Genomic DNA, 15,833 nt, shown 5'->3' with positions numbered 1-15,833 from the left:
AATGTGCTTGAACTCCATACTGGGAATATGGAGGAAGTAAAATGGAACAATTTTATTACTATTGGTCAATGTGGTTTCTGTGGGTTCTGACAACATTTATTTTTGAAAAGACGAAAAGACGAATTGCCGTCTCTGTCTTTATTTTAACTAATATTATTCTAAGCATACATGACATCGCTTTATATTTTTCCCTGAATGCTGCATATTTGATGTTTTTCGTTTGCGGATGTGTCTATGCCGGGTATTTGGGAATGTATCGTTTTCGTTATATCATGGTCTATCTGACGCTTGTTGCCGCGTATGCGTTTGTTTATCTTTTTGCATTATATGACCCGGTTTGGTTCATCATAAAACCTGAGTGGGCTGCTGTTATATTAATAGTGCTTTTAACAGCTTCTGTTGAAAGGAATTTTGAGAAGCAGCTTGTCTTATTTGTCCTAGGGATGTGCCAAGGCGAACTGGTGTATTCATTTGTGATCCAGAAGTTGGCCGGGGCTATGGCTGTCGGCGGCTTTCAATGGCTGAATGCGTGTTCTGCGGGGATGATATTGCTGTTTGGCATATCTAAATACGAACACCTCGCAAGCCAGATTGGTCAGAAAAGCAAAAGATCAAACAAAGGAGCTACCAAAATGTCATGAGTGATTACATCTATCCGATTATTGCTGGGGTCATTGCCGGAATTGCGACAAGGCTTTATATGCTGAAAACGGATTACCGCCAGTATCCGACCTATGTTCATGGGAAAGTGATTCACATCGCGCTGGGGTTGATAGCGGCTGGTTTAGGTGCAATTATTATGCCGGCGCTTTTGCAGGAGGAATTTACGGCCATCACATTTTTAACATTGGCAGCGACGCAATTTAGAGATGTCCGAAACATGGAGCGGAACACATTGACGCAAATGGATTCGTATGAACTTGTCTCAAGGGGAAGCACATATATTGAGGGGATTGCCATTGCGTTTGAAAGCAGAAATTATATTGTGATCTTTACAGCGCTTTTGACAACCTCTGCGTATGTGTTTTTATCCATCTGGGCTGCTGTCATAGCGGCTGTCGTTTGTTTTTTACTGGCCATGAAATTTATGTCGGGCAGTGTGTTGAAGGATATTGTAGACATCGAGTACATAAAGCCGCGCTTTGACGGTCCGGGACTGTTTGTTGATAATATTTATATGATGAATATCGGGCTTCCAGAGAAACAGGAACTGATTTTAAAGCATGGCATGGGCTTTATTTTAACGCCAAAAAACTTTAATTCAGCAGCGACGATAGCAAATTTAGGGCAGCGTCAGGCCATTTTATTTGATGTTTCCAATGTGCTTGGGGTTTATCGGGATTCAGGAGAGCCATCTTTGACACCAATTGCAAAACGGGATTTAAATGATGGGAGAGTGGCGGTATTTGTTCTCCCGCAAATTCACCATCCCGAAACGGCTGTTCAAATTATTAGCAATGTTCCAACCCTGGAAAATGCGATTAGAATGCCGACTGAATTTATCAAGAATCAGGATAAGGTGATAGGATGAGTGAATCTCTTACGAAAGTGATTTTGTCTGTAATCACGACAAATCCAAACCGGGCTGCAGGGGGAGCACCTGTCTTTTTTTGCAATGACCAAAAGGAGATGGAGCTTTTCGCTAAAAATCTTGAGGCGATCCTTGATGGAATAGCACACAGAATCGGAGATGACGTGTATTTGATCGTGAAACATTTTTAAGAATAGTTGTGATCCCAGTAAAAACTGATATAATAAATGAGTTAAGCCCTTCCTCTGAAGGGTTTCTTTTCATAAAAGTGAATGAAATGATTTTAATAACCGGTTGAAAATTTATGTAAAAATGAAAGCGGCTGGATTGAAAGGAAGGGTACTATGGGTAAACCTGTCGTAGCCATTGTCGGGAGACCAAATGTAGGAAAATCCACAATCTTTAACCGGATTGCGGGAGAAAGAATTTCAATAGTAGAAGATACCCCTGGCGTGACAAGGGATCGGATATACAGCTCGGCTGAATGGCTGAATTATGATTTTAATTTGATTGATACGGGCGGTATTGATATCGGTGATGAGCCGTTCTTAGCGCAGATTCGCCAGCAGGCTGAAATCGCCATGGATGAAGCGGACGTGATTATTTTTATGGTGAACGGCCGTGAAGGCGTGACAGCTGCTGATGAAGAAGTGGCGAAAATTTTGTACCGCACAAAAAAGCCTGTTGTTTTAGCGGTTAATAAACTGGATAACACAGAAATGAGAGCGAATATGTATGATTTTTATTCGCTAGGCTTTGGTGAGCCGTATCCAATTTCGGGAACACACGGACTCGGACTGGGTGATTTACTGGATGCCGTTGCAGAGCATTTTAAAAACATTCCAGAAACGAAATACAATGAGGAAGTTGTTCAATTCTGTCTGATCGGACGTCCGAATGTCGGAAAGTCTTCACTTGTGAACGCAATGCTCGGCGAAGAACGCGTTATTGTCAGCAACGTGGCTGGAACGACAAGAGATGCTGTTGATACGTCATTTACTTACAACCAGCAGGAGTTTGTCATTGTCGATACTGCAGGTATGCGAAAAAAAGGGAAAGTCTATGAAACGACTGAGAAGTATAGTGTACTGCGGGCGCTGAAAGCGATTGACCGCTCAGAAGTCGTGGCAGTTGTGCTGGATGGCGAAGAAGGCATTATTGAACAGGACAAGCGTATCGCCGGTTATGCACACGAAGCGGGCAAGGCCGTCGTAATCGTCGTAAACAAATGGGATGCTGTTGACAAAGATGAGAGCACAATGAAAGAATTTGAAGAAAATATTCGCGATCATTTTCAATTTCTGGATTATGCGCCAATCCTATTTATGTCTGCCTTAACGAAAAAACGGATCCATACGCTGATGCCTGCGATTATTAAAGCAAGTGAAAATCATTCACTTCGAGTTCAAACAAACGTCTTAAATGATGTCATTATGGACGCTGTGGCAATGAATCCGACACCGACTCATAACGGTTCTCGTTTGAAGATTTACTATGCGACTCAAGTGTCGGTAAAGCCGCCAAGCTTCGTTGTGTTTGTAAACGATCCGGAATTGATGCATTTTTCATACGAACGGTTTTTAGAAAACCGAATCAGAGACGCGTTCGGTTTTGAGGGGACACCAATCAAAATATTTGCAAGAGCTAGAAAATAAAAAGGTGTGAATCAAACATGAAAAAAGTCACAATGCTTGGAGCAGGGAGTTGGGGAACAGCACTGGCTTTAGTTCTAACTGATAATGGAAATGAAGTGTGTGTGTGGGCTCACCGTGCAGATTTAATTCATCAAATTAATGAGTTGCATGAAAACAAAGATTATTTGCCGAATGTTAAGCTGTCTACATCCATTAAAGGAACAACAGATATGAAAGAGGCTGTTTCAGACGCAGATGTCATTATCGTTGCGGTCCCGACAAAAGCAATTCGGGAAGTGCTGAGACAGGCTGTCCCTTTTATAACGAAAAAGGCAGTCTTTGTTCATGTCAGCAAGGGTATTGAGCCAGATTCACTTCTGCGCATTTCTGAAATTATGGAAATTGAGCTCCCGAGTGATGTCAGAAAAGATATCGTTGTCCTTTCCGGCCCGAGTCATGCGGAAGAAGTAGGGTTGCGGCACCCCACAACTGTTACTGCATCTTCAAAGAGCATGAGGGCAGCAGAAGAGGTGCAGGATCTATTTATTAATCACAATTTTCGGGTGTACACAAATCCTGACATTATCGGAGTTGAAATCGGAGGGGCTTTAAAAAATATTATTGCCCTTGCTGCAGGAATTACAGATGGTTTAGGGTACGGCGACAATGCCAAAGCTGCTTTGATTACACGCGGACTTGCCGAAATCGCGAGACTCGGAACGAAAATGGGCGGAAATCCCTTGACGTTCTCTGGATTGACAGGAGTAGGCGATCTGATTGTGACGTGCACAAGTGTTCATTCCAGAAACTGGCGTGCGGGCAATTTGCTCGGAAAAGGGTACAAGCTTGAAGATGTTCTTGAAGAGATGGGAATGGTAGTCGAAGGCGTCCGCACGACGAAAGCGGCTTACCAGCTTTCGAAGAAATATGATGTTAAAATGCCGATTACAGAAGCTCTCCATCAGGTCCTATTCAACGGACAAAAAGTGGAAACCGCTGTTGAATCTTTAATGGCGAGAGGGAAAACCCACGAGATGGAGGATTTGGTAAATACGTTTGAAAATCAAGTGAAGTAAAAGTGTCAATCGTATGATGAAACGCATATCTTAATTGAACGAAAGCCCGAAAAACAGAAGAACACCCAAGTCTTGGGATCTCCTGAAACATTTTGCCGATTTAGGCAATAGAGGATGCATCTGTATGCCAAGTCGCATACTATAGCATCGAAGTCCAAGAGAGTGTTTCTTAAACGTGCAGGTGAATATAGTCAAGTTGACTGAAGCGAAGGTCCCCCTCTTTGCTTCAGTTTTTTTGTTCTATCAAAGGATGGAAAATCCGGTTGATCTTTTCCGGCGCTGTATATTAAAATATAATATAACGCTTACATCATACATATCGGGGAGGCGCACGTCATTGAATCTGGCATTGATGAAAATGTGGTTTGCTCTAGGGTCCATGGGTCTGATGTTTCTGGCTGTAGCTTCCATCTATTTAAGCCGCTTTAAGTGCCAAAACCGTTTTTTGAAGATTACGATTTCATCATTCGCATACATGTGTATGCTCATATCTGGAATTATTGTGTTTGTCGTGGTTTTTAGCGGCCCTGTCAATGAATAAAGCTGTAAAAGGAAGTGCTGTATGGGTAAACTGAAGTGCGCAATCATTTTTGCGGCAGTCGTGTTTTTATCCGGATGTTTATATCCAAATGAACGGAAAAGCAGTGTGCATGCCATTCCTTATCAAGACCAGCTAAAGCAGGTTCAATCTGCTGTTGATGAATTTCAAAAGGCAAATGGAGGGCTGCTTCCCATTCAAACAAAAGATATGTCGACACCGCTATATCAAAAATATCCGATAGACTTTAACCGGTTAGCGCCAAGATACATAGCTGAACCTCCAAGTACGGCATTTGAAAGCGGGGGAGACTATCAATATGTGCTTGTTGACGTAGAGAACGATCCGACTGTTAAATTAATTGATCTAAAGATGGCAGAAAAAATTCGCGATGTGAAATTGCGCATCCAAATGTATCGTCAGGAGCATCAATATCCGCCTTACAAGGATGTGCTATCTCGCGATTTATTTACACTCGATGAGAAGAAGCTTGGGGATGGAAGCTCTCTTACAGTGACAAGCCCAATCTCAGGGAATTCCTTGCCGCTTATGATTGACGGAGACGGAGAAATATATGCTGATTACCGGACTGAGCTGGCTTCTTGCCTCAAAAAAAGCAAAAAAACGTTTAAACCCGGGACTGAAATCCAGGATATGATTTGGGAGGAAACCCCCTTTGTCCCCGCGTTTTCTGTAAAATATACGGTAAATGACAAACAGGAACCTGTTTTTTTAGAAAATGATATGAAAAAGGAATGAACCTTTCTCCCTTGCATACAAATAGGGAGAAAGGTTTTTTTATATTAATAGATTGAGGATGAGAAATTTTCTAAAGATGTCATATTCAAATAGGACAACGTCATACACATATAGTGTCCTGTGTTTGATTGAAAGAGCTTAATAAAATTGAAAAGGATAGGAAGTCCGGGAGGGGATCACTTGGAAAAGGTCGATATTTTCAAGGATATCGCTGAACGAACAGGAGGCGATATATACTTAGGAGTCGTAGGTGCTGTCCGTACAGGAAAATCCACGTTCATTAAAAAATTTATGGAGCTTGTGGTGCTCCCGAATATCAGTAACGAAGCAGACCGGGCCCGAGCGCAGGATGAACTGCCGCAAAGCGCAGCCGGCAAAACCATTATGACTACAGAGCCTAAATTTGTTCCGAATCAGGCGATGTCTGTTCATGTGTCAGACGGACTCGATGTGAATATAAGATTAGTAGATTGTGTAGGTTACACAGTGCCCGGCGCTAAAGGATATGAAGATGAAAACGGGCCGCGGATGATCAATACGCCTTGGTACGAAGAACCGATCCCATTTCATGAGGCTGCTGAAATCGGCACACGAAAAGTCATTCAAGAACACTCGACCATCGGAGTTGTCATTACGACAGACGGCACCATTGGAGATATCGCCAGAAGTGACTATATAGAGGCTGAAGAAAGAGTCATTGAAGAGCTGAAAGAGGTTGGCAAACCTTTTATTATGGTCATCAACTCAGTCAGGCCGTATCACCCGGAAACGGAAGCCATGCGCCAGGATTTAAGCGAAAAATATGATATCCCGGTATTGGCAATGAGTGTAGAGAGCATGCGGGAATCAGATGTGCTGAATGTGCTCAGAGAGGCCCTCTACGAGTTTCCGGTGCTAGAAGTGAATGTCAATCTCCCAAGCTGGGTAATGGTGCTGAAAGAAAACCATTGGCTGCGTGAAAGCTATCAGGAGTCCGTAAAGGAAACGGTTAAGGATATTAAACGGCTCCGGGACGTAGACAGGGTTGTCGGCCAATTCAGCGAGTTTGAATTCATTGAAAGTGCCGGATTAGCCGGAATTGAGCTGGGCCAAGGAGTGGCAGAAATTGATTTGTACGCGCCGGATCATCTATATGATCAAATCTTAAAAGAAGTTGTGGGCGTCGAAATCAGAGGAAGAGACCATCTGCTTGAGCTCATGCAAGACTTCGCCCATGCGAAAACAGAATATGATCAAGTGTCTGATGCCTTAAAAATGGTCAAACAGACGGGATACGGTATTGCAGCGCCTGCTTTAGCTGATATGAGTCTCGATGAGCCGGAAATTATAAGGCAGGGCTCGCGATTCGGTGTGAGGCTGAAAGCTGTCGCTCCGTCGATCCATATGATCAAAGTCGATGTCGAAAGCGAATTCGCCCCGATTATCGGAACGGAAAAACAAAGTGAAGAGCTTGTACGCTATTTAATGCAGGACTTTGAGGATGATCCGCTCTCCATCTGGAATTCCGATATCTTCGGAAGGTCGCTGAGCTCAATTGTGAGAGAAGGGATTCAGGCAAAGCTGTCATTAATGCCTGAAAACGCACGGTATAAATTAAAAGAAACATTAGAAAGAATCATAAACGAAGGCTCTGGCGGCTTAATCGCCATCATCCTGTAATACCGGTAGACCTCTTTATAGAATGGGAGGTCTTTTTTCTTTGCTCTTAATAATGGAAAAGGATCAAGGAATAGGATGAAAAAAGGAAAAAAAGGAATATTTGTTCGGTAAATCACCTTAAATCCTTGACGAGCAAGGGATTGACGCTTTAAAATGCTTGATATGGCTTTTTATATGTGTTACTCTACATACAGAAATTCTTCACTTTGTTGGACAAACATTCCTCAGAGTGCAGTTTTTCTTAAAAAGCCGTTTAATTGTCTTTCTCTTGCCTGCTCTCATTTTTTTGTGAGACAGGTTTAGAATCAGACTGAACTGTGAAGAAATGATAATAAACGAACTGAATGTATCCTTTTGGGAGGAGGTGAAAGGCATGAACAAAACAGAACTTATCAATGCGGTTGCTGAAGCAAGCGAATTGTCTAAAAAAGACGCTACAAAAGCAGTTGACTCTGTTTTTGATACGATCTTAGATGCACTTAAAAACGGTGATAAAATCCAACTGATCGGTTTTGGTAACTTCGAGGTGCGTGAACGTTCTGCACGTAAAGGACGCAACCCTCAAACAGGTGAAGAAATCGAAATTCCAGCAAGCAAAGTACCTGCTTTCAAACCAGGTAAAGCGCTTAAAGACGCAGTTGCCGGAAAATAATTGTGAATATAGATCGTGTATGCATCTAGCTTACATACACTTTATTTCTTCACAGAAAAGCCCCTTTCTAAGGGGCTTTTCATATTTCAAGAGCATGGGCTTCCTGACAGGGCATTCACTTTGCTTTTAGCGGGACATATGTGCTAGAATCGAAATTAAATGTATTCATTGGTGGAGGACATAGAACATGAAAGAAGTTAATAAAGAGCAAATCGAACAAGCTGTTCGTCAAATTTTAGAAGCGATCGGAGAAGACCCGAATAGAGAAGGGCTTCTTGATACTCCGAAAAGAGTCGCAAAGATGTATGCCGAAGTATTCTCCGGCTTGAATGAAGATCCAAAAGAACATTTCCAGACTATCTTCGGTGAAAACCATGAGGAGCTTGTTCTTGTAAAAGATATCGCGTTTCATTCTATGTGTGAGCATCACCTTGTTCCCTTTTATGGAAAAGCACATGTTGCATATATCCCGCGAGGCGGAAAGGTCACAGGACTCAGCAAACTGGCACGTGCCGTTGAAGCCGTTGCAAAGCGCCCGCAGCTTCAGGAACGCATCACTTCTACAATTGCAGAAAGCATCGTAGAAACGCTTGATCCGCATGGCGTAATGGTAGTGGTTGAAGCGGAACACATGTGCATGACGATGCGCGGTGTAAGAAAACCGGGTGCGAAAACTGTGACTTCAGCAGTCAGAGGCGTTTTTAAAGATGATGCCGCTGCCCGTGCAGAAGTATTGGAACATATTAAACGCCAGGACTAATAAAGATAGAGGGTGCTATAAATGAACCAAAAGCATTCAAGTGATTTTGTCGTCATTAAAGCCGTTGAGGACGGAGTGAATGTGATCGGCCTGACAAGAGGAACAGACACAAAGTTTCACCATTCCGAAAAACTCGACAAGGGAGAAGTGATCATCGCTCAGTTTACAGAGCATACTTCTGCCATTAAAGTCAGAGGAGAGGCACTGATTCAAACCGCGTACGGAGAAATGAAAAGCGAAAAAAAATAAGCTGGCTGTCCCCGCTGTTAAAAGCAAATGCTCGCAAACAGCGGGAGGATACAGCCAATTTCTTTTTTTTATGCTATAATGATACCTGCGTAAGCGAATGAAAAGATAAAACTCATACATAGATTAAGAAATAAATGTGAATTTGGGGACAAGGGTGATATTTTTGCAAGACATCTACGGAACTTTAGCCAATCTGAACACGAAATTAAAACAAAAGCTGTCTCATCCTTATTTAGCGAAGCATATTTCTGCGCCGAAAATTGATGAGGATAAGCTTCTTCTTTTTCATGCTTTATTTGAAGAAGCTGACATAAAAAACAACGACAGAGAAAATTATATTGTAACAGCGATGCTTGTACAAAGCGCCCTTGATACCCATGATGAAGTGACGACAGCTAGAGTCATAAAACGAGACGAAAACAAAAACCGCCAATTGACTGTTCTCGCGGGCGATTATTTCAGCGGGCTGTACTACTCTTTACTATCTGAAATGAAGGATATCTACATGATTCGGACGCTTGCTACAGCCATTAAAGAAATCAACGAACATAAAATTCGTCTGTATGACCGTTCTTTCAAGGACGAAAACGATTTTTTCGAAAGTGTCGGCATCGTTGAATCAGCTTTATTCCATCGTGTGGCGGAACACTTCAGCCTCCCGCGCTGGAAAAAGCTGTCGAGTGATTTTTTTGTATTTAAGCGGCTTATGAACGGAAATGATGCATTTCTGGATGTGATCGGCAGTTTTATACAGCTGGGAAAAACAAAAGAAGAGATATTAGAAGATTGTTTTAAAAAAGCGAAAAACAGCATTGAGTCACTTCTGCCTCTAAATTCACCTATTCAGAACATTTTAATAAACCGTCTGAAGACAATCAGCCAAGATCAAACCTATCATCAGAAAGTGGAAGAAGGGTAAACCATTATGCAGGACTCAAAAGAACAGCGCGTACACGGAGTATTTGAAAAAATATATAAAAACTATGACCAAATGAACTCTGTCATCAGTTTTCAGCAGCATAAAAAATGGCGCGATAAAACGATGCGCATCATGAATGTAAAAGAAGGCGCAAAAGCACTTGATGTCTGCTGCGGAACGGCTGACTGGACGATCGCTCTTGCAAAAGCGGCCGGCAAAAGCGGCGAGATCAAGGGCTTGGATTTCAGTGAAAATATGCTGAGTGTCGGCGAGCAGAAAGTAAAAGACGGCGGATTCAGCCAAATTGAACTGCTGCACGGAAATGCGATGGAGCTTCCTTTTGATGATGATACATTTGATTATGTCACCATTGGCTTCGGACTCCGCAATGTCCCTGATTACTTGACTGTACTGAAAGAGATGAGACGTGTAGTGAAGCCGGGTGGGCAGGTGGTATGTCTGGAAACGTCCCAGCCGGAAATGTTCGGATTCAGACAGGCTTACTTTATGTACTTTAAGTATATTATGCCGTTTTTCGGGAAACTGTTTGCGAAGAGCTATAAAGAATATTCTTGGCTTCAAGAATCAGCCAGAGATTTCCCTGGAATGAAGGAACTGGCAGGCCTGTTTGAAGAGGCGGGCCTGAAAAATGTTAAATATCATTCGTTTACTGGCGGAGTCGCTGCCACGCATATCGGATGGAAATGAAAACACAGATGTTTGGGTGAATGATATGAAATTTAAAATGGCCTACTCTTTTTTAAATGACGATATTGATGTAATCGAAAGAGAACTGGAACAAACCGTACGTTCCGATTACCCGCTTTTAAGCGAGGCAGGTCTTCACCTGCTGCAGGCCGGAGGGAAACGTATTCGGCCTGTTTTCGTGCTGCTTTCCGGCATGTTTGGCGATTACGATATTAATAAGATTAAATATGTCGCCGTCACTCTGGAAATGATTCACATGGCATCTTTGGTCCATGATGATGTCATTGATGATGCGGAGCTTCGCCGAGGAAAACCGACAATCAAAGCAAAGTGGGACAATCGTATTGCGATGTACACAGGCGATTATATGCTTGCGGGATCTCTTGAAATGATGACGAGAATTAACGAACCGAAAGCCCATAGGATTTTGTCACAGACGATCGTTGAAGTTTGTCTAGGGGAAATTGAGCAGATCAAAGACAAATACAACATGGAACAAAATCTCAGAACGTATCTCCGGCGTATCAAAAGAAAAACGGCTCTCTTGATCGCGGTCAGCTGCCAGCTTGGTGCCATTGCGTCTGGAGCTGATGAGAAGATTCATAAGGCATTGTACTGGTTTGGGTATTACGTCGGCATGTCTTATCAGATTATTGATGATATTCTTGATTTTACTTCAACTGAAGAAGAGCTGGGTAAACCCGTTGGAGGAGATTTGCTTCAAGGAAACGTCACATTGCCAGTGCTGTATGCCCTGAAAAATCCTGCATTAAAAAACCAGCTTAAATTGATTAACAGTGAGACAACGCAGGAACAGCTTGAACCAATCATTGAAGAAATCAAAAAAACAGATGCAATTGAAGCATCTATGGCAGTAAGCGAAATGTATCTGCAGAAAGCTTTTCAGAAATTAAACACGCTTCCTCGAGGGCGCGCACGCTCGTCTCTTGCAGCCATCGCAAAATATATCGGTAAAAGAAAATTTTAATTTTTGTAGATATTAAGAAATTTCTCCGCCCCGGATTGATTAATTATCAGAAAGATGTTACGATTTCGGTGTGCAGTGTGAAAGCCTATACATACATAATGATGGGGTGGAGAATATGATGGAAAAGACTTTTATCATGGTGAAACCAGACGGTGTCCAACGTCAGCTCATTGGGGACATTTTATCTAGATTCGAACGTAAGGGCTTACAATTAGCTGGCGCCAAGTTAATGAGAGTGACTGAACAAATGGCTGAGAAACACTACGCCGAACATCAAGGAAAGCCTTTCTTCGGAGAGCTCGTTGAGTTTATTACTTCAGGACCTGTATTCGCAATGGTGTGGGAAGGCGAAAATGTCATTGAAGTGACGAGACAGCTGATCGGAAAAACAAACCCTAAAGAAGCTTTACCTGGTACGATTCGTGGGGATTATGGCATGTTTGTCGGAAAAAACATCATCCACGGCTCTGATTCTCTCGAAAGTGCAGAACGCGAGATTAACATTTTCTTTAAGAATGAAGAATTAGTATCATATCAGCAGCTTATGGCAGGCTGGATCTATTAATCATTGTGAAAATAAGTAACAGAGCCGGCATCATATAACGCCGCCGGTTTTTGATCTGTTTTGTAAAGGTTTACATTAAAGTGAATAAAGGGTTGAATGGCAGTGTGCATCAGACCTCTGCCTTTCCCAACGATCTAAAATCAGCTGAAAAGCTGATTTTTTTATTGAAACAATACAATTTCCTGATAAAACAAGCTATACTAGGACAAAAAGACAGCGAGACTGGGAGAGTAGAGATGGATACATACAGCGTATTTACAACGAAATGGAAACAATTAACCGGAGTCGATTTAACATTATATAAAGAAGCACAAATGAAGAGAAGGCTAACGTCACTTTATGAGAAAAAGGGGTTCCAAAGCTTTAAGGACTTTGCTGCGGCATTGGAAAAGGATCAAGCTCTCTTAAATGAAACATTGGACAGAATGACGATCAATGTTTCAGAATTTTATCGTAATTATAAAAGATGGGAAGTTCTTGAGACTGCAATTCTGCCGTTAATCAAGAGCTCTAGGCCTTTAAAGATTTGGAGTGCCGCCTGCTCAACGGGTGAGGAGCCATACACGCTTGCCATGCTTTTGGACCAGCAAAAAGGTCTTCCGGGTTATCAGATTTTGGCGACGGATATTGATGAAAAAGCATTGGAAAAAGCGAAAAAAGGCGTTTATCAGGAGCGGTCTTTACAGGAAGTGCCGCTATCTGTGAAAGATCGTTATTTTACGCAAAACGCAAATAGAAGTTATGAAGTGAAACCGGAAATCAAAAAGAATATTACATTCAAAAAGCACAATTTGCTGGCGGATCGTTATGAACAAGACTTTGACTTAATCGTGTGCCGCAATGTATTTATTTATTTTACAGAAAGCGCGAAGGAAGAGCTGTATTTAAAAATGGCACATAGCTTGAAGAAGAATGGAGTTCTTTTTGTCGGCAGCACCGAGCAAATCTTCAATCCCGAAAAATTTGGCCTAGTCCCAGCCGATACATTCTTTTATCAAAAAAGATAGACTGACTTTTTGCTGAAAAATATGTTATAGTAGTCTTACTTAAAAGCGTTAATGCGATGAAGGGAGAAGAAGTCATGAGATATTTAACAGCCGGAGAATCACACGGCCCCCAACTGACAACCATTATTGAGGGTGTACCTGCCGGGCTTTACATAACGGAGGAAGATATCAATTTTGAGCTTGCCAGACGCCAAAAAGGACACGGCCGCGGCCGCCGCATGCAGATCGAAAAAGACCAGGCCAAAATTATGAGCGGGGTGCGCCATGCACGTACACTCGGTTCACCAATTGCTCTCGTAGTTGAAAATAACGATTGGAAGCATTGGACAAAAATCATGGGCGCCGCTCCAATTACAGAAGATGAAGAAAAGGAAATGAAGCGCCAGATTTCCAGACCGAGACCTGGGCACGCTGACTTAAACGGTGCAATTAAATATAATCATCGTGATATGAGAAATGTGCTTGAGCGTTCTTCAGCAAGGGAAACAACTGTCAGAGTGGCGGCAGGGGCTGTAGCTAAAAAGATTCTTTCTGAGCTTGGCATTAAGGTGGCGGGCCACGTGTTGCAAATTGGCGCTGTTAAAGCTGAAAAAACAGAATATACGTCAATTGAAGACCTGCAGCGCGTAACGGAAGAGTCTCCTGTCAGATGCTACGATGAAGAGGCAGGCAAAAAAATGATGGCTGCCATTGATGAAGCAAAGGCAAACGGAGATTCCATCGGCGGAATAGTAGAAGTCATTGTCGAGGGAATGCCGGTAGGCGTGGGCAGCTATGTCCATTATGACCGCAAGCTGGATAGCAAGCTTGCTGCCGCTGTACTGTCAATTAATGCATTTAAAGGTGTGGAATTCGGGATCGGATTTGAGGCGGCAGGCCGAAATGGAAGCGAAGTCCATGACGAGATCATTTGGGACGAGGAAAAAGGATACACCCGTGCTACTAACAGACTTGGCGGACTGGAAGGCGGCATGACGACAGGGATGCCGATTGTTGTCCGCGGAGTCATGAAGCCGATTCCGACTTTGTATAAACCGCTGAAAAGTGTCGATATTGAAACGAAAGAACCGTTTTCTGCCAGCATTGAACGTTCAGACAGCTGTGCTGTTCCTGCGGCAAGTGTAGTCGCTGAAGCGGCTGTCGCTTGGGAAATTGCGAACGCAGTCGTTGAACAATTCGGATTAGATCAAATTGACCGCATTAGAGAAAATGTGGAGAATATGAGAAAACTGTCGAGGGAATTTTAATGAAGACACTGCATGTTCAAACTGCTTCCTCGTCATATCCTGTTTTTATCGGACAAGGTATCAGAAAAAAGGCCTGCGAACTATTAACCTCTTTAAACAGGCCTTTAACAAGGATTATGCTTGTCACGGATGAAGAAGTGGACCGCCTGTATGGTGATGAAATGCTCCATTTGCTGCAAGAAAAATGGCCTGTGAAAAAAGTGACGGTACCGAGTGGAGAGCAGGCAAAATCCATGGACATGTACACAAAGCTGCAGAGTGAAGCGATTCGATTTCATATGGATCGCTCCTCATGCATCATTGCTTTTGGAGGCGGTGTTGTAGGAGATCTTGCCGGTTTTGTGGCTGCCACTTTTATGCGCGGCATTGATTTCATCCAAATGCCTACGACGCTCTTGGCGCATGACAGCGCAGTCGGAGGAAAAGTAGCCGTGAACCATCCGCTTGGAAAAAATCTAATCGGTGCGTTTTATCAGCCGAAAGCCGTGCTCTATGATACAGATTTCCTGAGGTCTCTGCCTGAAAAAGAGCTTCGGTCCGGAATGGCAGAAGTGATTAAACACGCGTTTATCTATGACAGAGCGTTTCTGGAGGAGCTGCTGAATATCCACTCACTGCGTGATATCACAAGTGATCAGCTGAATGACATGATTTTTAAAGGTATTTCAATTAAAGCTTCTGTCGTTCAGCAGGATGAAAAAGAAGAGGGGATAAGAGCTTACTTAAACTTTGGGCATACGCTCGGTCATGCCGTTGAGGCGGAATATGGATACGGGCAGATCACTCACGGTGATGCCGTAGCCCTCGGAATGCAGTTTGCTTTATATATAAGCGAAAAGACTGTAGGCTGTGAAATGGACAGAAAACGTTTGGTCGGCTGGCTAAAAAGCCTGGGTTATCCAAGTCAAATCAGAAAAGAGACGGAAACTTCGGTTCTCTTGGACCGCATGATGAATGATAAGAAAACCCGCGGCGGGAAGATTCAGTTTATTGTGCTCAACGAATTAGGGAAAGTTGCTGATCATACATTTTCCAGAAATGAACTTGAGAGCTGGCTGAACAAATGGCGATTGGAGGAGACATCATGATGATTCGCGGAATTCGCGGAGCAACTACAGTTGAACGGGATACTGAAGAAGAAATTTTACAAAAAACAAAACAGCTGTTAGAGAAAATCATAGAAGAAAATCATACAAAACCGGAAGATGTTGTTCAAATGCTTCTTTCGGCTACACCTGATTTGCACGCTGTTTTCCCGGCAAAAGCTGTTCGCGAGCTTTCAGGATGGCAGTATGTACCGGTAACATGTATGCAGGAAATGGACGTAACAGGCGGTCTGAAAAAGTGCATAAGAGTCATGATGACCGTCCAGACAGATGTCCCTCAGGACCAGATCAGACATGTATATTTAGAAAAAGCCGTCGTATTGAGGCCCGATTTATCATTGACAAAAAATACTGAATTGTAATACGATAAGAATAGCTTAGAAATACACAAGAGTGTGTATAAAGCGATTAGAATGAGTTGAGTTAGAGAATAGG

General features: G+C 42.8%; 19 protein-coding genes. All 19 read left to right on the top strand.

The features are described from left to right. Window positions 1–41 precede the first annotated feature (41 nt). The 19 genes from M1D65_RS11205 (at window position 42) to aroH (ending at window position 15,760) form a co-directional block, all read left to right on the top strand. On the top strand, window positions 42–641 hold the full coding sequence (locus tag M1D65_RS11205; RefSeq protein WP_003230560.1) for a YphA family membrane protein: 600 nt from the start codon (window positions 42–44) through the stop codon (window positions 639–641). Then, window positions 638–1,531: a YIEGIA family protein gene (locus M1D65_RS11200; protein WP_003230562.1), complete on the top strand. Its 894-nt coding sequence runs from the start codon at window positions 638–640 to the stop codon at window positions 1,529–1,531. The genes M1D65_RS11205 and M1D65_RS11200 overlap by 4 nt, the downstream gene beginning before the upstream one ends. Beyond that, a complete protein-coding gene (locus M1D65_RS11195) occupies window positions 1,528–1,722 on the top strand; it encodes a capping complex subunit for YIEGIA (protein WP_038828580.1) in 195 nt (64 codons plus the stop codon). Before M1D65_RS11200 ends, M1D65_RS11195 begins: the two co-directional genes overlap by 4 nt. Window positions 1,723–1,875: 153 nt before the next feature. After that, window positions 1,876–3,186 carry a ribosome biogenesis GTPase Der gene (gene der / locus M1D65_RS11190; protein ID WP_021481550.1) on the top strand — a complete coding sequence of 437 codons (1,311 nt, stop codon included), beginning with the start codon at window positions 1,876–1,878 and terminating at the stop codon, window positions 3,184–3,186. 17 nt (window positions 3,187–3,203) lie between these two features. Then, window positions 3,204–4,241, top strand: a complete 1,038-nt coding sequence (locus M1D65_RS11185) for an NAD(P)H-dependent glycerol-3-phosphate dehydrogenase (RefSeq protein WP_003230566.1) — start codon at window positions 3,204–3,206, stop codon at window positions 4,239–4,241. A gap of 337 nt (window positions 4,242–4,578) precedes the next feature. After that, complete coding sequence (locus M1D65_RS11180) at window positions 4,579–4,782, top strand: DUF2768 domain-containing protein (protein ID WP_014480133.1); 204 nt, start codon at window positions 4,579–4,581, stop codon at window positions 4,780–4,782. A 21-nt stretch (window positions 4,783–4,803) separates the two neighbouring features. Beyond that, complete coding sequence (locus M1D65_RS11175) at window positions 4,804–5,538, top strand: hypothetical protein (protein ID WP_032726047.1); 735 nt, start codon at window positions 4,804–4,806, stop codon at window positions 5,536–5,538. A gap of 180 nt (window positions 5,539–5,718) precedes the next feature. After that, window positions 5,719–7,197 carry a stage IV sporulation protein A gene (gene spoIVA, locus M1D65_RS11170; RefSeq protein WP_014480131.1) on the top strand — a complete coding sequence of 493 codons (1,479 nt, stop codon included), beginning with the start codon at window positions 5,719–5,721 and terminating at the stop codon, window positions 7,195–7,197. Window positions 7,198–7,570: 373 nt separating this feature from the next. Beyond that, a complete protein-coding gene (gene hbs, locus M1D65_RS11165) occupies window positions 7,571–7,849 on the top strand; it encodes a non-specific DNA-binding protein Hbs (protein ID WP_003153447.1) in 279 nt (92 codons plus the stop codon). A gap of 187 nt (window positions 7,850–8,036) precedes the next feature. Beyond that, on the top strand, window positions 8,037–8,609 hold the full coding sequence (gene folE, locus M1D65_RS11160) for a GTP cyclohydrolase I FolE (RefSeq protein ID WP_003225516.1): 573 nt from the start codon (window positions 8,037–8,039) through the stop codon (window positions 8,607–8,609). 21 nt (window positions 8,610–8,630) lie between these two features. Then, window positions 8,631–8,858, top strand: coding sequence for a trp RNA-binding attenuation protein MtrB (mtrB, locus tag M1D65_RS11155; RefSeq protein ID WP_003230576.1), 228 nt, complete (start codon window positions 8,631–8,633; stop codon window positions 8,856–8,858). A 163-nt stretch (window positions 8,859–9,021) separates the two neighbouring features. After that, complete coding sequence (gene hepS, locus M1D65_RS11150) at window positions 9,022–9,777, top strand: heptaprenyl diphosphate synthase component 1 (RefSeq protein ID WP_014480130.1); 756 nt, start codon at window positions 9,022–9,024, stop codon at window positions 9,775–9,777. A gap of 6 nt (window positions 9,778–9,783) precedes the next feature. Then, window positions 9,784–10,485, top strand: a complete 702-nt coding sequence (gene menG, locus M1D65_RS11145; RefSeq protein WP_003230580.1) for a demethylmenaquinone methyltransferase — start codon at window positions 9,784–9,786, stop codon at window positions 10,483–10,485. 25 nt (window positions 10,486–10,510) lie between these two features. Next, entirely contained in the window at window positions 10,511–11,473 is a 963-nt protein-coding gene (hepT, locus tag M1D65_RS11140; protein WP_003246013.1) for a heptaprenyl diphosphate synthase component II, read from the top strand. Window positions 11,474–11,588: 115 nt separating this feature from the next. After that, complete coding sequence (gene ndk / locus M1D65_RS11135; RefSeq protein WP_010886554.1) at window positions 11,589–12,038, top strand: nucleoside-diphosphate kinase; 450 nt, start codon at window positions 11,589–11,591, stop codon at window positions 12,036–12,038. A 236-nt stretch (window positions 12,039–12,274) separates the two neighbouring features. Then, window positions 12,275–13,045, top strand: coding sequence for a protein-glutamate O-methyltransferase CheR (gene cheR / locus M1D65_RS11130; RefSeq protein ID WP_064671069.1), 771 nt, complete (start codon window positions 12,275–12,277; stop codon window positions 13,043–13,045). A 74-nt stretch (window positions 13,046–13,119) separates the two neighbouring features. Then, entirely contained in the window at window positions 13,120–14,292 is a 1,173-nt protein-coding gene (gene aroC, locus M1D65_RS11125; protein ID WP_004398727.1) for a chorismate synthase, read from the top strand. Beyond that, entirely contained in the window at window positions 14,292–15,380 is a 1,089-nt protein-coding gene (gene aroB, locus M1D65_RS11120) for a 3-dehydroquinate synthase (protein ID WP_032726046.1), read from the top strand. The genes aroC and aroB overlap by 1 nt, the downstream gene beginning before the upstream one ends. Next, complete coding sequence (gene aroH, locus M1D65_RS11115; RefSeq protein WP_004398675.1) at window positions 15,377–15,760, top strand: chorismate mutase; 384 nt, start codon at window positions 15,377–15,379, stop codon at window positions 15,758–15,760. Before aroB ends, aroH begins: the two co-directional genes overlap by 4 nt. The last annotated feature ends 73 nt before the right edge of the window (window positions 15,761–15,833 follow it).

Source organism: Bacillus sp. JZ39 (assembly GCF_053903145.1).
This window is presented reverse-complemented; position numbering and strand designations above follow the sequence as displayed.